The following is a 21,652-nucleotide window of genomic DNA, read 5'->3' as shown; positions in this document are numbered from 1 at the left end:
CTATGACAGCATGAGACGATAGGCGGTCATGATTGGCAAAACCCGTCGCATCCCCCATATTGTCGGCATGCCAGGCTTGCGCGATTCCATCGGAAGCGAAATCCGCCGCATCTTTGCGGAACCCGGTGGACAGACGATCGAGATCTCGCGCGAGGATACCGGCCTGTTCGGCCCGCACTCGGTCAGCTGGCAGGTGCATGGCGATGTCACCTCGATGATGATTGGCGGTATCGCCTCGCTGCTGATGCAGATGCTCGATCCGGCGGTGCTGGCGGGCGTGTGGGACCATTCGGTGTTTCGACAGGACATGCGCGGGCGGTTGCGTCGCACCGCCGCCTTCCTCGCGCGCACCACCTATGGCGACCGCGCACAAGCTCTGGGCGAGATCGCGCGCATCCGCCGCATTCATGACCATGTGCGCGGCACCCTGCCCGATGGCACGCCCTATGAGGCCAATGATCCGCAGTCGCTGGCCTGGGTGCATGTGACCGAAAGCCTCTGCTTTCTCGATGCCTATATCCGCTATCGCAAACCGCACATGACCTTGGCCGAACGCGATCGCTATCTTGCCGAAATGGCGCAGATCGGACGGCTGCTGGGGGCGGACCCTGTGCCCTATAGGTATCGCGAGGCGCAGCGCCTGATAGCGAAAGCGCGGCCCCGGCTGCGCTTCGACGAGCGGACGCGCGAGATTGCGGATCTGCTGCTCAATCAGCCGCCATCATCGCCGCAGCTTGCGCCGTTCCATCACATGACGATGCAAGCCGGCGTCGACCTGCTGCCGCGCTGGGCGCGCAGCATGCACGGGCTTTCGATCTCGCTGCCTGCGCGGATCGCGGTTCGCGGCGGGACGACGGGTATCGCGGCGATCACCCGCTGGGCGCTGGCGCCGGGACGCACGGTGCGTCCGGCCCGTTGATCCCTGCTGTCAGCGCGGCCTGAGCGCGCGTCCCGCCACCGCATCGAGCCGGGCGAGCAGGGCCGGATCGCGCGCCTCTGGTGCAGTGATCAGCGCAAAATCGAGACAGGTGTCGATCGGGCTGGGCTCACGTCGTTCGGGCAGCATCTTCGCCAGTTCGATCACCAGCTGACGCGCTCTCGCCGAGTTGGCGTTCATCTGGGCAATGATCGCGCCGACCTCGACATGATCCTCGCCTTCGCGCCAGCAGTCATAGTCGGTAACCATGCCGACCAACGCATAGGGAAGCTCGGCCTCGCGCGCGAGCTTGGCCTCGGGCATTGCGGTCATGCCGATAACGTCGCAGCCCCAGGCGCGGTACAGATGGCTCTCGGCCCGGCTCGAGAATTGCGGGCCCTCCATCGCCAGATAGGTTCCGCCCTGGTGCACTGGCGCACCCGCCGCTCGCGCAGCATCGGCGGCCAGTGCCGACAGCCGGGGGCAGACGGGCTCTGCCATCGAGACATGCGCGACCATGCCGGTCCCGAAAAAGCTGCTGGGCCGGTGCACGGTGCGGTCGATGAACTGATCGACCAGCACGAACTGGCCCGGCGGCAGCTCCTCGCGCAGCGAGCCGATGGCGGAAATTGCCAGGATGTCGGTGCAGCCTGCGCGCTTGAGCACGTCGATATTGGCGCGCGCGTTGACATCGCTCGGGCTCAGGCGATGCCCCTTGCCGTGACGCGGCAGGAACACGAACTTATGGCCGTTGAGCGTGCCGATGACGATATCGTCCGATGCCTCGCCAAACGGGCTGTCGACGCGGATCGACTGCGCATCCTCGAGCCCGTCAATCGCATAAAGGCCCGATCCGCCGATCACGCCGATGGTCCATTCGCTCATTGCCTTCTGCCCCTGTAACGCCGGTTCGACCGTCTGCTAGACCAGCCGGAGCGACGCGCAAAGGCTATTCCGAACGCAGCGACGAAATCCATTCACGGATGAGCGCAACGCCCTCTTCGTGCACCATCGATCGGCCGACCTCGGGCATGGCGACGCCGGGCTCGGTCGAACCCATGCGATGGATCATGATCGACTGGTCGGGCTGGCCCGGCGCAATGGCGAATTCACGCCCACCGCTGCCGCGCCCGGCAGCGACCGGACGCTTGTACAGGCCCGTGGCAGTGCGATCCGCCGCTGCACCATAGTTGAGGAACAGTCCCGAATTGCTCGCGGATCCCGTGGGGTTGTGACAATGCGCGCAATTGACCATCAGATAGGCGCGCGCGCGCTGATCGAGCGTACCGGTAGAAGCGTCGTTCCAGATCGGTCCGCTGGCGGCGATCGGTGCTGCGGCCCAGTCGATGCGCTTGCGAAAGGCAGCCACCCTGGCCGGTGCGATGTCCAGGTTCGCCGCGATCGGGCCGATGGGCACCACGGCGCCAGCTGAAGAATGGCATTCCTTGCACTGGTTCTTGTTCGGCACCGCATAGCTGATCTCGCTGCGCTTGCCATCCGGACGGGTCACGGTCACCGGGAGCCGTGTGCCCGCGACTTTGAGATCGGCATCGCTCAGATCGGCGTTCCAGACATAGGGCAAGGCCTCCCACCCGCTTGCCCTGCGAAGCAGGACGCGGGTTTCGATCGGTCGAAAGGCCGCGCCGCTGCCATAGCCGAAGGTCTTGATCAGCGCGCTGCCCACCGGGAAGGTGAGCCGCCCCTCGGCATCGGCCGCCACGCGCGCGCCCTGGGGCACGTAAACGAAGCGCTGCTTTTCGGCATAATCGGAAAAGAGAGGGGTACGCAGGCTATAGGCCACCAGCGCGGGGGCCGGATCGGTCGCGCCGGGCCCTGCGAAAAATCCGAACTCCGACAGTTTGCGCGGCAGCGCCGCCTCGGTGATCGCGGAATCGTTGATGACCGCTGGTGCCGGCAGTGCGCTTACCAGCAACGCCGCAGCAAGGACGCCAGCCAGGCCCTGCCAGCGTTTCACCGGATGGCCGCTTCCATGGCGTCGGGCATGACGATCTTCGGCAGCGTCGGCGCAGCGTCACCCGCGAGCTTGGCGAGCGCTGGCTGCGCTGTCTCGATGGGTTGATCCGACTTGGTCATGCCCAGGTTGAGCACCGGCACATCGTCGCTCGAATAAACCCTGGCTTCGACCCCGCCCACGCCATCCCAGATGATCGGCGGAACGCTGCCGCCAAAGGCCGCTGCCAGCATCTCGCCGCCTGCAAACTGCGGCGCAAATCCGGTCTTGCCATGCGCATTGTCGCTGATGCGTACATTGCGGACCATCGGCTGATACTTGGCGTCGTCGAATTTCTGCCGATAGCCGATGATCATGATGTTCGACGATCCGTTGCCGTCGAACACGTTGTCGAAAATCTCGATGTCGCGATTGGCCATCACCATCACGCCGGTGCCGGCGGGTACGCTGGCGACGATATTGCCCTTGGGCGCGAAATTGGGGGTGTCGTTCTCGACCACGACATTGTCGAATACGCGGACATTGTGTCCGCCTTGCTGGGGCAGATTGGGAAGATCGAACACCAGGATGCCGCCGGTATTCTTGGTCGCGACATTGTCATGGACATCTGCGTTGAAGCTGTTCTCGATCTCGATTCCGGCGACATTGAACCGGGCGATCGAATCGCGCACGATGATGTTGCGCGACTGGCCGACATAGATGCCGGCATCCGACGCACCGATGACCAGAACCGAATCGATCAGCACATTTTCGGATTCGACCGGGTAGATGCCATAGGCGCCGTTGGTCTCCTTCGGCCCGCCGGTCCATTCGACGCGGATATTGTGATAGACGATATTGTCCGCGCCCTTGGACTTGATCGCATCGCCACGGCTGTCCTCGACCGCGAAATCGCGCAGCACCACATTGTCCGATGTGACCAACAGCCCCTCGCCCGCCGCCAGTTGCCCCTTGAAGCTGAGCACCGATTTGTCGGGGCCTGCACCCTTGACGGTGACACCGGCGACATCGAGCGAAAGGCCGTCGGTGAGATCGAACCGCCCTTCGCCCAGCATCACGACATCGCCGGGTTGAGCCAGGATCAGCGCTTCCTGAAGCCGTTCCTGCGCGCCAGGGCCAGGTGCGACAGCAAGGTCTTTGGCCAGGATCGGCGCCGCCGCGGTCAGGGCCAATACCGATGCAAATCCCGCAAAAATCCGCTTCATCACCGTCTCTCCCCGCGTTATGCCTCGCCAAGTGCCTGGCTGGCGTCCCGGCTATCGCGGGATTGGCGGACAGGCTAATCACAAGCTGGATGGAGAACAATATGCGCTGGTCGGCAATCGCCGCAATTTTGGGGACATCTCTGTCCCTCATGGCTGTCCCTGCACAGGCATCCGAATCCATCCAGGGTCAATGGTACACCAAGGGCAAGCGCGCCGTGGTCACTATCGCCCCGTGCGGACAGAATATGTGCGGACGTCTGACGCGGTTCATCGAGCAGCCCAAGAACGGCGTATCGACCGACGTGAACAACCCCGATCCGGCCTTGCGCAAGCGCAAGCTGGTCGGCCTGCCGATTCTCAGCGGGTTCGTTCCCGACGGCAAGAAGTGGCGCGGCAAGATCTACGATCCCGAAAGCGGCAAGACCTACAGGTCGATCGTGACGGCTGGAAAGAATGGAACGTTGAGCGTGGAGGGGTGCATCGCGATGTTCTGCCAGGCGCAGACATGGACCGCAGCGAAATAAGGTATCACGCGGGTTTTGTCAGGTTACATTCTGGCATCATGACTGTCATTAAACAGTAACATTCAAATCGGGTACATTGTTGGCGGACCGGCGCAGTGCTTGCCTCAAAGCCGCTACCGGCCCGCCACTCCATACCTGCTTCCGTTTGCGACCCGGCAGGCCTGAAGAACTCGAATTCATGTCCGGGGTGTTGAGCCCCCACCCGCCTGGTCCTGTTTCAGCGCCAGTTCGCTGACATAGCGGTCAGCCTGCCACAGCAGCGACACTGTGGCGCGCAGGCCATGCTTGTCGGTGCGCCAATAGCCCGCATCGCGCAGCTTTACCGCCAGTTCGCGCAGGCGCAGCCGCGCCTCGGCAATGTCCGAATGCGTGCGTCCGGCTGCGGCGTGATCCAAGGCCCTGGCGAGCTTCTCGCTGGCCTCGACGAACGCCTGCTCATCGATTGCAGAAACGGCGCGCGAAACGCCCCGCGCAGAATCGGTGGCGTCGGCAGCGTGACTCGGGAATCGGGCGGCGGAATTGGTCATTCCCCCGCTCTAAGGAAAATTGCTCAGAGTTGTAAGTTTATTACCGTAATTCGAACGTATGTAACTAACGGCTCGTCCCGGCGTTACGGTTAACCGGTGTCAAGCGCTGCCTGGGTTCACCAACAGGCCGGGCATGATGATATCCAGAGTATGGTCGGCATAGTCGTCGCGCATCTGCTCGGTCATCTCCGACTGACCGAAGCAATGATGCAGCACGAGCCGGGCAGAGAAGAAGCGATCGGCCGCTCCGGTGACGGTGAAGTAGAACAGCCCTGCATCGATGGGGCGGAAAAGCCCCTTCTGCACGCCTTCCTCGATCAGCCGTTCATAGGCGTTGGAAATCGGGACGAGATAATCGTCGGCGATCTTGCGCGATACCTCTGGCGCGGCGTCGCGCACCATCCGCATCAGCAGCCGGTTGAGATAGGGGAAGCGGAAATAGGTGCCGATAACCGCGCGGATATGCACGCGCAGCTTCTCGTCCGGCGGCAGGTCCTTGGCGAGCAGTGCGTCGAGGCTGTTGACGATATTGCGCATATCGCGCTCCAGCAGCGCCAGCATCAGCCCCTGCTTGTTTCCGAAATAATATTTGACCAGCGCGCTGTTCAGACCGGATCGCAGCGACAGTTCGCTCAGCGACAGATCGACCTGATCGCCATCGCGCATGATCTGGCTGGCGGCTTCGATCAGTTGGTCGCGCGCATTGAGTTCACTCTCGGGCGCAGCGTTATTCATATCCGGGTTCATCCCACCATGGATAGAATTCCGGCATGTCCGATGCAACCCGGTCGGGATAGTTGGCCACCCGCTTTTCCAGGAAGCTGGAAATGCCTTCTGCGGCATCGCCCGACCGCGAGCGGGTGTAGATGGCACGGCTGTCGACACGGTGCGCATGCATCGGGTGCGGCGCGGACGGGATGCGCCACAGCATCGCCCGGGTCAGCGCGACTGAAACCGGCGCTGTATTGTCGATGATCTCGCGCGCGAGCGCGATCGCAGCGGGCATGAGCTCCTCGGGCGAATGCACAGAGCGCACCAGGCCGCCTGCAAGCGCCTCATCAGCACCGAAAACACGCCCCGTCATGCACCATTCGAGCGCCTGCTGCTGGCCGACCAGGCGCGGCAGGAACCATGACGAAGCCGCCTCGGGCACGATACCGCGCCGCGCGAACACGAAGCCGAAGCGCGCGCTGGTCGAGGCCAGCCGCATGTCCATCGGCAACTGCATGGTCACCCCGATACCGACCGCCGCGCCATTGATCGCGCCGATCACCGGCTTCTTGCACTGGAAGATGCGCAGCGTCAGCAGCCCGCCACCGTCGCGGACGCGCGCAACGGACAGATCGGTAACCGGATCGTCGCTGGAGAACGGGCCGCCGCCACCATCGGGGGTCAGGTCTGCGCCCGCACAGAAAGCCCTGCCCTCGCCGGTCACGATGACCGCGCGGATGGCATCGTCGGCATCGATCGCGTCAAACGCGTCGATCATCTCGGCCATCATCCGGTTGGTGAAGGCATTCATCTTTTCCGGGCGGCTGAGTGTGATCGTCGCGATGCCATCGGCCACATCGTAGCGGATCGTACTATAGTCCATGCCAGCCTCCCGGAGCAGAAATGCCCCGCCCGTTCGCAGGGCGGGGCCGGTATCGATCAGCGCGGTGCCATGCGGATGCCACCGTCGAGGCGGACATCCTCACCGTTGAAATAGCCGCACTCGATCATGGTCAGCGCGAGCTGCGCATATTCTTCGGGATCGCCGAGGCGCTTGGGGAACGGAACCGATGCGCCCAGCGCGTCTTTGACCGGCTGCGGCGCGGCAGCGAGCAGTGGGGTATTGAAAATGCCCGGCAGGATGGTGTTCACGCGGATCGCCTCGCTCGAAAGGTCGCGCGCGATAGGAAGCGTCATGCCGACGACACCGCCCTTCGATGCCGAATAGGCTGCCTGGCCGATCTGGCCGTCCTCGGCAGCGACCGAGGCGGTGTTGACGATCGCGCCGCGATCGCCATCGGGCAGCGGGTCGAGCGTCATCATGCCTGCGGCCGACTTGGCGATGCAGCGGAAGGTGCCGACCAGGTTGATCTGGACGATCCAGTTGAACGCATCGAGCGGGAAGTGCTTGATGCTGCCGTCTTCCTTCGAGCGGCTGGCGGTCTTGATTGCGTTACCGGTGCCTGCGCAGTTCACCAGGATGCGCTCCTGGCCGATCGCGGCGCGCGCCTTGGCAAAACCGGCGTCGACGCTGGCATCGTCGGTCACGTTCACTTCGCAGAACACGCCGCCGATCTCGTTGGCGAGTGCAGTGCCCTTTTCTTCCTGCAGGTCAAAAATGGCGACCTTGACGCCCTTGGCGGCCAGCGCACGCGCCGTCGCGGCACCCAGGCCCGAAGCGCCGCCGGTAACGACGGCGGAAATGGAGGAATCGAGTTTCATGTTTAACCCCGTTTGAGAGATGAGAAATGTGGAGTTCGAGGAACCCCCCCCTCAGAGGAAGGGGGACCAGGAAGTGGTGGAGGGGTGCCTCGCTTGCGCGAATGTGCCCCCCCTCCGTCTCGCCTATGGCGAGCCCCTCCCCTTGCTGGGGAGGAGTTTGGATGTCAGCTCAGCCGTTCGATGATCGTGACGTTGGCCTGGCCGCCGCCCTCGCACATCGTCTGCAGGCCGTATTTGCCGCCCCGCTTCTCGAGCGCGTTGAGCAATGTCGCCATCAGCTTGGTGCCCGAAGCGCCGAGCGGGTGGCCGAGCGCGATCGCGCCGCCATGGACGTTAAGGCGGTCATGGCTGGCACCAAGATAGGACATCCAGGCCAGCGGCACCGGCGCGAAAGCCTCGTTGACTTCATACAGATCGATATCGTCGATCTTCATACCAGCGCGCTTCAGCGCGCGTTCGGTCGCGAACAGCGGTTCTTCGAGCATGATCACCGGGTCGCCGGCGGTCACCGACACGTGGTGGATGCGCGCACGCGGGGTCAGGCCATGGTCCTTGAGCGCCTGTTCGGACACGATCAGCACCGCCGATGCGCCGTCGCAGATCTGGCTGGCATTGGCCGCCGACAGCACGCCGGTTTCGGAGATCGGCTTCACGCCGGCAATGCCCTCGAGCGTGGCATCGAAACGGATGCCTTCATCGACCTTGTGCCATTCCTTGCCCTCGGGCGTCTCGATCTCGACCGGAACGATCTCGTTGTCGAACGCGCCCGCCTGGGTCGCGGCTGCCGCGCGGCGGTGGCTCTCGAGCGAATAGGCGTCGAGCGCTTCCTTGGTCTGGCCGTGCTTCTTGACGATCATTTCGGCGCCATCGAACTGGCTGAACATCACGCCGGGAAACGCTTCCTCGAGCCGCGCCGACTTGTAGTTGCCCATGCCCGCCTTCATGTAAAGCACGGCGGTCGAGCCCATCGGCACGCGGGTCATGCTCTCGATGCCGCTCGCCAGCACGATGTCCTGCGTGCCGCTCATCACCGCCTGCGCAGCGAACTGCATCGACTGCTGCGAAGAACCGCACTGGCGATCGATGGTGACGGCAGGAATGCTGTCAGGCAGCTTCGAGGCGAGAATGGCGTTGCGGCCCAGATCCATCGTCTGCTCGCCGCCCTGCATCACGCAGCCGGTAATGACGTCATCGATCGCCTTGGGATCGAAATCGTTGCGCGCCGCGATTGCGTCAAACACCGCTGCGCCCAGATCGACCGGGTGGACGCCGGCGAGACGGCCGCCGCGACGGCCACCAGCGGTGCGAACCGCATCTACGATATATGCATGAGCCATAGGGCCTCTCCTTGCAGAATGCGCGAGGCGACGATCAGACGCGCCGACTCCGCGATGGATTTAATCGCACGGTTAAACCGCGTTGGGGCTTACGTCAACGGAAAGAGCACCGGAATGCCGCCGCCTTCCTCGTCACCCCCGCGCAAGCGGGGGTCCCGCTACACCTGAAGACCGATGCCGAAGCGGGATTCCCGCGTTCGCGGGAATGACGAGCAAGCAGCTCCGTTGCCGATCTCAAAGCCCGGCGCGGGTTACGCCACCGCCTTCTCGCGCTTCACCGTGATCACCTGCGGATAGGTGAATTCGAGCAGACCTTCCTTGCCATATTCGGCACCGAAGCCCGACTGCTTGTGGCCCGCGAATGGCGCGAAGGGCGAGAGGTGCAGATATTCGTTCACCCAGACCGTGCCGGTCTCGAGCTGCTCGGCGACCTTCACGCCCTCTTCCGGGTTGCCGGTCCACACCGCGCCTGCCAGGCCGTAATCCGACGCATTGGCGCGCTGGATCGCTTCCTCGACCGTTGAGAATTTCATCAGCGGCATTACCGGACCGAACTGTTCCTCAGCGACGATGCGCGCGTCTTCGGGCGGATTGTCCAGAATGGTGATCGGCACATAATAGCCGGGGATCGATGGATCGTGATCGCCGCCCACCAGGAACTTGTAGCCATTGTCCTTGGCGTCCTGGATCAGGTCGAGCACGCGCTCATACTGTTTCTTGTTCTGGATCGGGCCGACGGCAGTGCCCTGCTCGGCACCGTCGCCCACCTTCACGCCCTTGGCGTATTCGGCGATCGCGGCGGACAGCTCGTCATAAATGTCCTCGTGGATATAGATGCGCTTGGCCGCGACGCAGATTTGCCCGGCATTGGTGAAGCTCGACCAGAACAGCTGTTCGGCCACCTTCTTCACATCGGCATCGGGCAACACGATCGAGGCGTCGTTGCCGCCGAGCTCGAGCGTGATGCGCTTCAAGTCCTTCGATGCCGATTCCATCACGCGCTTGCCGGTCGCGGTCGATCCAGTGAAGGTGATCTTGTCGATATCGGGATGCGAGGTGATCAGCGGGCCGAGATCGTCGCCGCCGGTGATGACGTTGAGCACACCCGCCGGCACTTCATCGGCGATCAGCTCGACGATGCGCAGCGTGGCCAGCGGGGTGAAGGGCGAGGGCTTGAGCACCATGGTGCAGCCCGAAAGCAGCGCGGGAACGATCTTCTGCACCGCCATCATCACCGGGAAGTTCCACGGCACGATACCGCCGACGACACCCACGGGCACGCGGCGGGTGCGCGACAGGCGCGTGTCGCTGTCCTCGTTGATCTCGTCTTCCAGGCTAAGCGTCGATTGCGCCGCCGCCATGGCCGCGGCGCCATGAATTTCGCCCGCTGCCTGCGCGTGCGGCTTGCCCTGCTCGCTGGTCAGCAGCCGCATAAGCTCATCGGCATTGGCCTTGATCGCGGCGGAGATCTTCTGGATCACCGCGCGGCGCTCTTCGATCGGCACATTCTTCCAGGTCTTGAAGGCAGCGCGCGCAGCCGCGACGGCGCGGTCCAGCTCTTCCTGTCCGCAATCGGGAACCTGGGCGATCACCTGCTCGTTGGCGGGATTGACGACATCGATCCACTTGCCGGGCTTTTCCAGCTTGCCGTTGATGAGGACGCTGTACTGCTGAACCATCGGAACATTCCTTTCCTGTGATGCCGTCCCAGTATCGAACGATCCGGGCTGTTGTCATATAAGTCCGGCGCGCACGCTATACCGGGTGCCCGCCGCAAACCACTGTCAATTCAACTCGGGACAAAGCGGATCGGCAGCGTCTTGGGGCCGCCGACAAAGGTGCTGCTCGCGCGCTGCGGCGTGCCCGCCAGTTCGACGCTGTCGATCCGGTCGAGCAGCTCGTCGAACAGGATGCGCATCTCGAGTCGCGCGAGGTGCAGGCCCAGGCACTGGTGCACCCCTGCCCCGAACGCGACATGCCGGTTGGGCCCGCGCGACGCATCGAACCGGTCGGGATCGGGAAATACCCGCTCGTCGTGATTGCCCGAGACATAGCAGAGCATCAGCCAGTCGTCCTTGGCGATGCGCTGTCCGCCAATCTCGCAATCCTCAGCCGCGGTGCGCATGAAATGCTGCACCGGCGTCGTCCAGCGGATCGCCTCCTCGATCAGGCCGGGCAGCAGGCTGCGGTCGGCCTTGATCCGGGCGAACTGTTCGGGATCCTTGGCCAGCGCCCACATCGCGCCCGCAGTCGAGGCCGAGGTGGTGTCGTGCCCGGCAGCGGCGACGATGATGTAATAGCCCGCAGCATTGCGGTCGCTGATCGGCTCGCCATCGATCACCGCATTGGCGATGACGGTGGCGACATCATCCTTGGGGTCGGCGCGCCGGTCTGCGGCGAGCTTCATGAAATAGCCCTCGAAATCGCGCACCGCCTCGATAACGAATTGCGTGACCTGTTCGGGCGTAAGCTCGACCGAGCGCGCGCGGTTGAGATCGGGATCCTCGCCGCCGAACATTTCCTGCGTCAGCTTGAGCATCAGCGGCTCGTCCTCGTGCGGCACCCCGAGGATCTGCATGACCACGTGCAGCGGATAGAGCGCCGAGACCTGATGCACGAAATCGCAACTGCCGCCGGTCGCGAGCATGGTATCGACCGAAGCGCGCGCGATGCCGCGGATTTTCTCCTCCAGGCTCGCCAGGTTCTTGGGCATGAACCAGCTTTGGGTGAGCTTGCGATAGTCCATGTGTTCGGGCGCATCCATGGTCACCAGCGACCGCACCAGATGCGGGCTGCCGCCTGTGATCATGTGGGTGAGCATCTGCACCGCGATCGGCCCCAGCACCACCGATTTCGGCGCGTTGAGGAACCGGGCATTGTCCTTGCTCACCGTCATGATGTCCTCATGCCGGGTGATCGCCCAGAAAGGCATATAGCCCTCGGCCTGGACCAGCCCGACGGGCATGTTGTCGCGGGCCCAGCGGAACTTTTCCTTGATGCCGTTCCACTCGCCATAGGCGACGGGATTGACGATGGCCGAGGCGATCTCGGGCGGCAGCACGGCAGGTGCGAGCGTTGCCATGGCTCAGGCTCCTGCCACGGCTTCGGCCTCTTTGGCCTTGGCCCAATATTCGTCGCGAAGCAGGCGCTTGTAGAGCTTGCCCGTGGCATGGCGAGGCAGCTCGTCCCGGAAATCGATCTGGCGCGGCATCTTCACCCCCGAAAGCGATCCGCGCAGATAGGTGCTGAGCTCGGCCGCGAGCGCATCGCCCGCCTCGGCAAGGTCGAGCGGCTGCACGATCGCGACGACGCGCTCGCCCATATCCGGGCAAGGCGCGCCGATCACCGCCGCATCGGCGACCTTGGGATGGCTGACCAGCAGATTCTCGATTTCCTGCGGATAGATGTTTACGCCGCCGGAGATGATCATGAAGCTCTTGCGGTCGGTGAGATAGAGAAAGCCCTCCTCGTCGACCCAGCCGACATCGCCCAGCGTCGTCCATCCTTGCGGATGCGTGGCTTCCTTGGTCTTGCTGGCGTCGTTGTGATATTCGAACTTGCCGCCGCCTTCGAAATAGACGGTGCCTTCGGTGCGCGCAGGTACCTCCTTGCCTTCTTCGTCGCAGATGCGGATCGTGCCGAGCAGCGAGCGCCCGACCGAGCCCTGGTGCGTAAGCCAGTCCTCGCTCGAGATGAAGGTGAAGCCATTGCCCTCGGTACCGGCATAATATTCCTTCAGCACCGGCCCCCACCAGTCGATCATCGCCTGCTTGACCGGCACCGGACACGGAGCGGCAGCATGGACCGCCGATTTCAGGCTCGACACGTCATAGCGCGTGCGCACCTCCTCGGGCAGCTTGAGCATGCGGGTGAAATGCGTCGGCACCCATTGGCTGACATTGACCTTGTAGCGCTCGATCAGTTGCAGCGCGTGCTCGGGATCAAACTTCTCCATCACGATCACGGTGCCGCCCAGCTTGTGAACGCTCATGCACCAGCGCAAGGGCGCTGCGTGATAGAGTGGCGCAGGCGAAAGGTAGATGCTGTCCGGGCCGAAGCCGAACGCGCCTTGGGCAAGCATGACCAAGGTGTTGCTCGCGGCGATGTCGCCATCTTCGGGCAGTGGCAGGCGAACGCCCTTGGGGCGTCCGGTCGTGCCCGACGAATAAAGCATGTCCGACCCCGCGCGCTGATCGCCGATCGGCGTGTCGGGCATTTCGGCGATGGCCGCGGTTGCCGTCGAATCGTCCAGATTGACGATCGGCACCTGCGGACAGGCACTGGCGATCGCCGGCAGATGCGCCCCGAGATAATCGGAGGTGAACAGCAGCTTGGCGCCGCTATCCTGCAGGATATAGCTGATCTCGTCGGCGGTCAGCCGGTTCGAGATCGCAACAAAGATGAGGCCTGCGCGCTGCGCGCCCCAGACGATGTCGAAATATTCCGCCCGGTTCTCCAGGCACAGAGCAACGGTGTCGCCAATGCCGACACCCTGCTGGCGCAGATATTGTGCGACCTGGTTCGAGCGGCGATCCAGCTCGGCATAACTTACCTGAAGCCCCGAACCCGCCATGATGATCGCCGGTTTGTCGGCCTGATTCTGGGCGTGGACCGATGGATGCATTGCGACATTCCCTCCTGATCAAGGGAAAGGTCCGTCCCGCCATTCGGCGTGTTCCGTAACGATTCCCGACAACCAGGACATCATTGTTTAATCGCGCGATTAAAGCAATGGCAAAGCGCGGGGTCGTGCGGCCGACAAACAAAAAGCGCCGGAAAACCGGCGCTTGATGTCTTGATGTGCAGTGATCCGAAGCGATTATTCGGCGGGGCCGCCCTGGGCGACCTTGCCGCCATCCTGCATGGCCAGCAGATAGTCACGCGAGGAGATGAAGGGCATCGGGTTGACCGAGTTTCCGGCGATGCGCACTTCATAATGCAGATGGCTGCCAGTGGAGCGGCCGGTCGATCCCATCAGACCGATGACCTGGCCCTTGGTAACGCGCTGGTTGGGCTGAACCAGAATTTGCGAGAGGTGGCCGTAGCGCGTCTGGATCTCGCCACCGTGATTGACTTCGACATACTGGCCGTAACCGCCGACCCACTGCGCACGACCCACGATACCGTCGGCGGTGGCGTAGATCGGCGTGCCGATCGGGCCTGCCATATCGAGACCCTTGTGGCGGGCGCGGCGTCCGGCGAAGGGATCGGCGCGGAAACCGTACTGGCTGGTCAGCTTGAAGGCATCGACGGGCTTGCGCGAGGGGATGGAGACACGGCCGGTATCGCGGTTTTCCATCGATTTCCAGTCGGCGAACAGGGCGCGGAATTCGGTATCCTGGGCTCCCAGAGCGCCTTCGGTCGAAACCTGCGGCACGGCAGCAGCGATGTCAGTGGCGTTGCCTTCAGCAAAAGCGGGTGATGCAGCGCACAGCAGACCGGCTGTGGTGGTGGTAAGGACCGTTGCGACAATTCTGGTTGCGACCATGAATATTCAACACCTTGTTGCAAGGGCAACCACCGGGCCATTCGGACCTTGCGGGTGCCCTTCGTGCTCCGGCGCCTTGTGAAAGGCGGAGCACAAAAACACAAAAATCGTTGGAACCCCTTCCCTCCGATTTCGTTGAACCATGGGTAGATGGAAAGCTTTGTGCACTGCAACCCGCAACCACCCACCGCGCGTTGAAGCGTCTGGCTGGCGCGTTGAATCGTTTAATCGTGCATGAATGAGACGGTTTTCGGCCGTAATCCGGGCGGCGAAAGGCTGAGAATCGTCCTGCCGCAGCGTCGATCCGAGCCTTCCGTTAACTTTTCACAGCCCGAAACGATTGGAAATTTCCGTCACGCCAGCAAAAAGGGCCCGCCGAATCCGTTGGCGAGCCCTTGTGGTTAATCATGATTCGCGACGTCTCAAATCGCCTTGGCGGCCTCCAGCACCTCGGCGACATGCCCGGCGACCTTCACCTTGCGCCAGACGCGCACGACCTTTCCGTCCTTGCCGATCAGGAAGGTAGAACGGTCCATTCCCATATACTTCTTCCCGTACATCGATTTCTCGATCCACACGCCCATCGCCTCGGCCAGCCCATCGGTCTCCGCATCGCTGGCGAGCGGAACGGTGAGGCCGTATTTCTCGATGAACTTCTGATGCTTTTTCGGCGGATCCTTCGACACGCCGAGCACCGAGACGCCCTCCGCCTCGAACTCGGCAAGATGCGCGCTGAACTCCTGCGCTTCCTTGGTGCAGCCGCTGGTGTCGTCCTTGGGATAGAAATACAGCACCCAGGCCTTGCCGGCATAATCGGAGGCGGAAACGCTGCTGCCATCGGGCGCGGTCAACGCAATGTCGGGGATGGTGTCGCCAATATCGGTCATCGTCTGTCCTTCTCTCTCATGCGCTCGTTGCAGGCGCGCTCGCGCCAAATAGGTGCTGCCAGGCGGTTTGAACACTGGCACGCGCGCAATCGACCGCGGTCAGCAACTCCGGCCAGGAGCCGCAGCCGCAGGCCCGCGCAACCAGCACCTGGCTTGCGGGCGGGGGCTCGCTGCAATCGGGCGCTACCAGACGCAGCGCTACCAGCAGCCGTGTCATCAGGTCATGCGCTTCAGCCAGGGCGGCATCTGCAAGCCCCGCAGCAATCAACGCATCGATCGCCTGGCGCAAATCCGGGCGGAAGCCCACCCCGTGGGTCAGTTGGAGCGTGTGGACGATGAACTCCAGATCGACCAGGCCGCCGGGCAGCAGCTTCACGTCGAGCGGACCGAGCGGCTTCTTGTGCGCGGCAATGTCCTCGCGCATCTTCAGCGCGGCCGCGCGCACATCCGCCGTATCGCGCGGGGTGTTGAGGACATCGCCGATGATCGCCTCAAGCCGCGCCCGGCTCTCTTGCGATCCATAGACCACTCTCGCCCGGCAAAGCGCCATATGCTCCCAGGTCCAGGCCTGATCGCGCTGATATTCGGCAAAGCTGGCGAACGACACCGCGAGCAGGCCCTGCGCGCCGTTGGGGCGCAGCCGCGTATCGACCTCGTACAAAGCGCCTGCCGCCGTCGGCACGGAGAGCGCGGCAATGATCCGCTGCGCAAGCCGGTTATAATATTGCGTGCTTCCGAGCGGGCGCCTGCCGTCCGATTCCAGCCCGATCTCTCCGCTGAACAGAAAGATGAGATCGAGGTCCGACGCGTGGGTCAGCGCCCCCCCGCCGAGCCGCCCGAGCGCGAGGATCACCGGCTCGCTGTCCGGCATCCGGCCATGCACCGCGATGAATTCGCTGATGGCGCAATCGGCCAGACGACAGATCGCCGCCTCCGCGACACGGGCATAGCCGCCCGCAATGGCGACCGGATCGTGCCGCCCCTCGATCAGCTGCACCCCGAGGGCAAAGCGCATTTCGCCGACGCGCACGCGCACCGCATCGAGCCGCTGCTGATAGTCGTCGCCCGGCTCCTCGCGGGCGAGGCGCTCGGCAATCTGTTCGACGCTGCCCACCAGATCATAGGCGCTCGCATCGATCAGCCCGTCGAGCAGGTCTCCCCGGCGCGCCAGCGATTCGGCCAGCACCGGCGCATGGCTCAGGATATCGACCAGGGTCTGCATGAGCGCGGGCCGCGCCTGGAGCAGGCGGAACACATTGACCGTGCTGGGCAGCTGCCGCAGCAGATCGTCGAACCGGTTGAGCGCCGCCGCCTGATCGGGCGCGTCGGCAAAGGCCGCAAGCAGCGCGGGCAGCACCTCCTCGAACGCCTTGCGGCCTGCTGCAGTGCGCAAGGCCCGCACCGCCCCGCCGCGCCAGCCCTGAACCCGCTCGGCCAGCTTGTTCGGCTGATCGAACCCGGCGCGATCCAGCGCCTCGGCGAGCAGTTCGGGATCGTTGCTCAATGGAACCGCCGCCTCATCGCCCTGACCTCGCTGCGAGGCGATCAGCGCGTCATAGACGGTTGCGACATCCCGTGTAACCGGCTGGAGTGCCGCGATCATCGCTGCGCCATCGGCCATTCCATGCAGCCGCGCGACGTTGTCGAGCGCCGGCGCGTCGACGGGCAGGCTGTGCGTCTGCTGGTCGTCGACCATCTGCAGCCGGTGTTCGAAGGTGCGCAGCGTGCGATAATGCCCCGCCAGCAGCCTTGCCTCATGCCCGGGGATGATCCCTTGATCCTCAAGCGCACCGAGTGCGTCGAGCGTCGAGCGCACGCGAAGCGCGGGATTGCGGCCTCCATGGATGAGTTGATGCGCCTGGGTGAAGAATTCGACCTCGCGAATGCCGCCGCGGCCGCGCTTGAGATCGAAACCCGGGCCGAGCGTCTGGCCCTTGTTGTAATGATCGCGGATCTGGCGGGTGAGCGCGGCAATCTCGTCGATCGTCCCGAAATCGAGCGAGCGCCGCCAGATGAACGGACGGAGAGCCTCCATGAAATAGTCGCCGAGGACGCGGTCGCCCGCTGCGGCGCGCGAGCGGATGAAGGCGGCCTGTTCCCAGGTCAGCGCCTGCGATTCATAATGCGACAGCGCCGCATCGACGGGGATCGCAAGCGGGGTGACCTCGGCCGCAGGACGTAGCCGCAGATCCATCCGAAAGACATAGCCGTTGCCATCCCTTTGGCTCATCGTATCAATCAGTTGCCGCGCAATACGCTGCGCAGCATCGGCGGCGTCCTCGCGGGGTCTGCAAGGCAGTGTCATGGGATCGTAGATGAAGATCGGGTCGATATCCGACGAATAGTTGAGCTCCTGTCCGCCGTGCTTGCCCAGCGCGATGACCGCGAAACCGCGCGGTTCGGCGCCTGGCGTGCGCCGGGCAATGATATCGGCCAGAGCCGCGTCCAGCGCCTGGTCGGCAAAGTCGGACAGGATGCGCGTGACCCGGTCCACGCCGACCAGGCCAGCCAGATCGGCAAGCGCTAGGACCAGGGCAAGCCCGCTCTTGCGACGCCGCAGCGCTTCGGCGACCGGTCCCTCGCTGCCGAGCTTGCGAACATGATCCAGCGCGGCGTCGAGACCTTCCTCCTGCAGCCGGTCGGCAAGATCGGGTGCGCGCTCCATGGCAGCGGCCAGGAACGGTGCATGGCGTGCAGCGCGCTGACGCGCTTCGACAAGTTCTGGATGGACTGGCATGGCGCAGGTGCTAGCCCGGCCCGCGGCCAGAGGCAATCGGCGCGCAGCAGCGCTCAGTCGTCCTCGGCGCTGCGCCCGACCAGCCCGCCGCTGACCCGGTCGACATCGGCCATGATCGCGGCCATCGGATCGGATGTCCGCTCTGCCCGGCCTTCGCCGGCTGCCGTGTCCTCGATCAACGCGGCCAGCGCCGAGCGTCCGCGCGCCACACGGCTCTTGATCGTGCCAAGCGCGACGCCGCAAATGTCGGCTGCTTCCTCGTAGGAAAAGCCGCCTGCGCCGACCAGGATCAGCGCCTCACGCTGGCTTTCGGGCAGTTGCATCAGCGCACGCTGGACATCTGCCAGATGAAGCTGATCGCCCTGCCCTGCCGGCATCGACAGGATGCGATCGGCGACGACATCGTCCCATTCGGTGGTGAATCGCGCACGCCTGCGCTGCGAGAGGAAGGAATTGCGCAGGATGATGAAGGTCCAGGCGCGCATGTTCGTGCCCGCGGCAAAGCGGCCGCGCGCAGCCCAGGCTTTGAGCATCGTGTCCTGGACCAGGTCATCCGCGACATCGCGATTGCCGCTGAGCGAGCGGCCATAGGCTCGCAGGTGCGGAATGAGCGACGCGAGCTGGGCCTTGAACGCCTCGTCATCGAGCGGCGGGCCAGTTTCGGGCGTGGCGTCGGCAGTAGTGTCAAACGCCATAGCGAAAAGACCTGATTTGCGATCGTTCAAGACTGGACAGGCAGCGATTCGAAAATCCTGACACGCGCCTGTCATTCACACATGTTAACTCTGAAAGCTGCGATACGGAAATTCGTTGCAAATCACAAGCATGGCTCGGGCCGCGCCTGACCGATCCGCTTGCCTGATGGGGACGCAACTGGCAAACAGCCGCGACCAGCGGGCATGGGGCCTGCGCATCCATTCTTCCGGCGAAAAGAGCGATCATGTATCCCAAGACCCTATTCAAACTCGCAGCCGCGCCACTGGCTATACTCGCAGCAAGCCCGTTGGCTGCCCAACCGGTAACGCCTATCGATATTCCCGAGACTGCCCCCCAGCCGATGTCGGAAGCTACGATGAAAGACGTCACCCGGATGCTGTCTTCGGACGCGTTCGAAGGCCGGGCGCCCGGTAGCGTCGGTGAACAGAAGACGATCGACCTGCTCACCGAGCGATTTGCCAAGGCGGGGCTCAAGCCAGGCAATGGCGACAGCTGGCTGCAGAAGGTGCCGCTGGTCAGCATCGAGGCCGGCAAGATCAGCCCGCTGACGGTCACCGGCGGCAAGACGCCGCTGAGCTTCGAATATGGCAAGGACATGGTGATCGGCACGTATCGGGAGGCCGAAACCATCGACATAGCGAACAGCGACGTGGTGTTCGTCGGCTATGGCATCAACGCACCCGAAAAGGGCTGGAACGATTATGCCGGGCTCGATGTGAAGGGCAAGACGGTTATCATCCTGGTCAACGACCCCGATTATGACAGCGCCGACCTGAACGGTGAATTCGGCGGCAAGGCGATGACCTATTATGGCCGCTGGACCTACAAGTATGAAGAAGCCGCGCGCCAGGGCGCTGCCGCTGCGTTGATCGTGCACGATACGGTGCCTGCCGCCTATGGCTGGAGCGTGGTCGAGTCGAGCTGGACCGGCCCGCAATTCTTCGCGCAGAGCGCCGACAAGGGTGCGAGCGAAACCCAGGCCAATGGCTGGATCCAGAAGGAAGCCGCCGAGAAGCTGCTGGCTAGCGCGGGACAGGACCTTGGCAGCCTGAGCGCGGCGGCCAAGCGCAAGGGCTTCAAGCCGGTGCCGCTGGGGCTCAAGGCGTCGGTCTCGTTCGCCAATGCGATCGAGACGACGATTTCGCACAATATCATCGGCACCCTGCCCGGCGCCAAGCGTCCCGACGAATATGTGCTCTATACCGCGCATTGGGATCATCTCGGCCGATGCAAGCCCGCCGATGACGGCGACGATATCTGTAATGGTGCGGTCGACAACGCGACCGGCACGGCCGCGCTGGTGGCGCTGGCCGAAGCGTTCGGCAAGGCTGGCGCACCGGATCGAAGCGTCGTCTTCCTCGCGGTCACCGGCGAGGAATCGGGGCTGCTGGGCTCGTCTTATTATGGCGAGAACCCCGTCTATCCGCTCAGCCAGACTGCGGGCGGCATCAACATGGATGCCTTCCTGATGGCGGGCAAGGCACGCAATGTCACCGTGATCGGCAAGGGCAAGTCGCAGCTCGACGATTTCCTCGCGGTCGCGCTCAAGAAGGAAGGCCGTGTGGCCGAAGCCGACGCGATGCCGCAGAACGGCTATTACTACCGCTCCGACCATTTCAGCCTCGCCAAGCAGGGCGTGCCGATGCTGTACATCGATGGCGGCGACGATCTGGTGAACGGTGGCAAGGCAGCGGGCGAAGCAGCCGGCAAGGACTATACCGTCAACCGCTATCATGGCCCCAAGGACGAATATAACCCGAATTGGGACTGGTCGGGCGTGATCGACGACCTGTCACTCTATTACAGCATCGGCCGCAGCCTCGCGATGTCGAAGGACTGGCCGAACTGGGTGGAAGGTGACGAGTTCCGCGCCATCCGCGACAAGAGCCGGGCGGGCCAGTGATCCGATGACGCAGATGATGCCGCCCGAATGGGCTCCGCAGCGCTGGCTATGGATCGGTTTTCCGCATCTGGCCGACGAGTGGAACGGCTTCCTCGCCGCCGCGCAGGGCGAGATTGCAGCCTTTGCGCGCGCGGTGGCAGAAAGCGGACAGGAAGCGCGGTTGGTCGTGCCTGACGCGGTACACGAAGCGCTTGCGCGTGAACTGGCCGGCGAGGCGGTGACCATCTGCATCCACCCCTATGGCGATGTCTGGCTGCGCGATACCGGGCCGCTGGTGGTCCGGGGCGCGGAGGGCAAGGCCTTCGCCCAGCGCTTTGGCTTCAACGGCTGGGGCGGCAAATATGTCATGCCCGGCGACACTGAAATCGGCGGGCTGCTCGCCGAGGAGGCTGGCCTGGATAGCGACAGCGCGGACTGGGTGCTCGAAGGCGGAGCGATAGATGTCGACGGTAACGGCTTGGGCGTCACCACCGAGCAGTGCCTGCTCAACCCCAATCGCAACCCGCATCTGTCGCGCGAGCAGATCGAGGCGCGGCTGCGGCGCGACCTGGGCATTGAGCGCCTTCTCTGGCTGGGCGACGGGCTGATCAACGACCATACCGACGGGCATGTCGACAATCTCGCGCGCTTCGTGGCGCCGGGGACGCTGGCGCTGCCGGTGGCGAGCAGTGAGGACGATCCCAATGCTGCGATCTATGCCAATGCAAAGCTTCGGGCCGAAGCCTTCCGCCTGAAGGTCGTGCCCATCCCCTCGCCCGGCCTGGTCGAGCGCGTCGATGCCGAGGGCGAGATGAAGGTGCAACCGGCGAGCCATATGAACTTCGCGATCACAAGTCATCTCGTCGTCGTGCCGACCTATGGCACCGCCTCGGATGGTCCGGCGGTCGAGGCGATCGGCGCGTGCTTCCCTGATCGCAAGACCATCGGCCTGCGCGCCGATGCCGTGCTGGCAGGCGGCGGCAGCTTCCACTGCGCCAGCCAACAGATGCCGCTGCTCGATTGATCG

19 protein-coding genes are annotated in these 21,652 nt (G+C 63.9%); 4 read left to right on the top strand and 15 right to left on the bottom strand.

Annotated elements, in window-relative coordinates:
- Window positions 1-67: 67 nt before the first annotated feature.
- On the top strand, window positions 68-919 hold the full coding sequence (locus FG486_RS15645) for an oxygenase MpaB family protein (protein ID WP_181268413.1): 852 nt from the start codon (window positions 68-70) through the stop codon (window positions 917-919).
- A gap of 9 nt (window positions 920-928) precedes the next feature.
- Here the strand turns inward: FG486_RS15645 and FG486_RS15640 are convergent, their stop codons facing one another.
- The 3 genes from FG486_RS15640 to FG486_RS15630 form a co-directional block, all read right to left on the bottom strand.
- Entirely contained in the window at window positions 929-1,801 is an 873-nt protein-coding gene (locus tag FG486_RS15640; RefSeq protein ID WP_181268218.1) for an S-methyl-5'-thioadenosine phosphorylase, read from the bottom strand.
- Window positions 1,802-1,865: 64 nt separating this feature from the next.
- Entirely contained in the window at window positions 1,866-2,891 is a 1,026-nt protein-coding gene (locus FG486_RS15635) for an SO2930 family diheme c-type cytochrome (RefSeq protein WP_181268217.1), read from the bottom strand.
- Window positions 2,888-4,093: a parallel beta-helix domain-containing protein gene (locus tag FG486_RS15630; RefSeq protein ID WP_181268216.1), complete on the bottom strand. Its 1,206-nt coding sequence runs from the start codon at window positions 4,091-4,093 to the stop codon at window positions 2,888-2,890. Before FG486_RS15630 ends, FG486_RS15635 begins: the two co-directional genes overlap by 4 nt.
- Window positions 4,094-4,194: 101 nt before the next feature.
- On the opposite strand from FG486_RS15630, the gene FG486_RS15625 reads away from it, so the two are divergent.
- A complete protein-coding gene (locus tag FG486_RS15625; protein ID WP_066275439.1) occupies window positions 4,195-4,617 on the top strand; it encodes a DUF2147 domain-containing protein in 423 nt (140 codons plus the stop codon).
- A gap of 176 nt (window positions 4,618-4,793) precedes the next feature.
- Here FG486_RS15625 and FG486_RS15620 read toward each other — a convergent pair whose 3' ends face one another.
- The 12 genes from FG486_RS15620 to FG486_RS15565 all read right to left on the bottom strand — a co-directional run bounded on the left by FG486_RS15620 (window position 4,794) and on the right by FG486_RS15565 (window position 18,721).
- On the bottom strand, window positions 4,794-5,144 hold the full coding sequence (locus FG486_RS15620; protein ID WP_066275385.1) for a hypothetical protein: 351 nt from the start codon (window positions 5,142-5,144) through the stop codon (window positions 4,794-4,796).
- Window positions 5,145-5,243: 99 nt separating this feature from the next.
- Window positions 5,244-5,879: a TetR family transcriptional regulator gene (locus FG486_RS15615; RefSeq protein ID WP_060979655.1), complete on the bottom strand. Its 636-nt coding sequence runs from the start codon at window positions 5,877-5,879 to the stop codon at window positions 5,244-5,246.
- A complete protein-coding gene (locus tag FG486_RS15610) occupies window positions 5,872-6,738 on the bottom strand; it encodes a crotonase/enoyl-CoA hydratase family protein (RefSeq protein WP_181268215.1) in 867 nt (288 codons plus the stop codon). Before FG486_RS15610 ends, FG486_RS15615 begins: the two co-directional genes overlap by 8 nt.
- Window positions 6,739-6,794: 56 nt before the next feature.
- Window positions 6,795-7,577: an SDR family NAD(P)-dependent oxidoreductase gene (locus FG486_RS15605; RefSeq protein WP_060979657.1), complete on the bottom strand. Its 783-nt coding sequence runs from the start codon at window positions 7,575-7,577 to the stop codon at window positions 6,795-6,797.
- Between the two features lie 164 nt (window positions 7,578-7,741).
- Entirely contained in the window at window positions 7,742-8,914 is a 1,173-nt protein-coding gene (locus tag FG486_RS15600; RefSeq protein ID WP_137775382.1) for an acetyl-CoA C-acetyltransferase, read from the bottom strand.
- Between the two features lie 251 nt (window positions 8,915-9,165).
- Complete coding sequence (locus FG486_RS15595) at window positions 9,166-10,593, bottom strand: aldehyde dehydrogenase family protein (RefSeq protein WP_181268214.1); 1,428 nt, start codon at window positions 10,591-10,593, stop codon at window positions 9,166-9,168.
- Window positions 10,594-10,703: 110 nt separating this feature from the next.
- Window positions 10,704-11,996: a cytochrome P450 gene (locus tag FG486_RS15590; protein WP_181268213.1), complete on the bottom strand. Its 1,293-nt coding sequence runs from the start codon at window positions 11,994-11,996 to the stop codon at window positions 10,704-10,706.
- A 3-nt stretch (window positions 11,997-11,999) separates the two neighbouring features.
- Window positions 12,000-13,538 carry an acyl-CoA synthetase gene (locus FG486_RS15585; protein ID WP_181268212.1) on the bottom strand — a complete coding sequence of 513 codons (1,539 nt, stop codon included), beginning with the start codon at window positions 13,536-13,538 and terminating at the stop codon, window positions 12,000-12,002.
- Window positions 13,539-13,733: 195 nt separating this feature from the next.
- A complete protein-coding gene (locus FG486_RS15580; protein WP_060979662.1) occupies window positions 13,734-14,402 on the bottom strand; it encodes a M23 family metallopeptidase in 669 nt (222 codons plus the stop codon).
- Between the two features lie 422 nt (window positions 14,403-14,824).
- Entirely contained in the window at window positions 14,825-15,289 is a 465-nt protein-coding gene (locus FG486_RS15575) for a peroxiredoxin (RefSeq protein ID WP_181268211.1), read from the bottom strand.
- Between the two features lie 16 nt (window positions 15,290-15,305).
- Window positions 15,306-18,026 carry a bifunctional [glutamine synthetase] adenylyltransferase/[glutamine synthetase]-adenylyl-L-tyrosine phosphorylase gene (locus tag FG486_RS15570; RefSeq protein WP_181268210.1) on the bottom strand — a complete coding sequence of 907 codons (2,721 nt, stop codon included), beginning with the start codon at window positions 18,024-18,026 and terminating at the stop codon, window positions 15,306-15,308.
- 53 nt (window positions 18,027-18,079) lie between these two features.
- Window positions 18,080-18,721 carry a sigma-70 family RNA polymerase sigma factor gene (locus FG486_RS15565; RefSeq protein WP_181268209.1) on the bottom strand — a complete coding sequence of 214 codons (642 nt, stop codon included), beginning with the start codon at window positions 18,719-18,721 and terminating at the stop codon, window positions 18,080-18,082.
- 245 nt (window positions 18,722-18,966) lie between these two features.
- Between FG486_RS15565 and FG486_RS15560 the strand changes: the two genes are divergently transcribed.
- Together FG486_RS15560 and FG486_RS15555 are read left to right on the top strand one after the other, a co-directional pair.
- Window positions 18,967-20,646, top strand: a complete 1,680-nt coding sequence (locus tag FG486_RS15560; RefSeq protein WP_181268208.1) for a M28 family metallopeptidase — start codon at window positions 18,967-18,969, stop codon at window positions 20,644-20,646.
- A gap of 4 nt (window positions 20,647-20,650) precedes the next feature.
- Window positions 20,651-21,649, top strand: coding sequence for an agmatine deiminase family protein (locus FG486_RS15555; protein WP_181268207.1), 999 nt, complete (start codon window positions 20,651-20,653; stop codon window positions 21,647-21,649).
- Window positions 21,650-21,652 lie beyond the last annotated feature (3 nt).

This window comes from Blastomonas ursincola, from assembly GCF_013607875.1.
In the GTDB taxonomy this organism is placed as follows: domain Bacteria; phylum Pseudomonadota; class Alphaproteobacteria; order Sphingomonadales; family Sphingomonadaceae; genus Blastomonas; species Blastomonas ursincola.
Note: the sequence above shows the minus strand (reverse complement) of the source record. Positions and strands in the feature narration are given on the sequence as shown.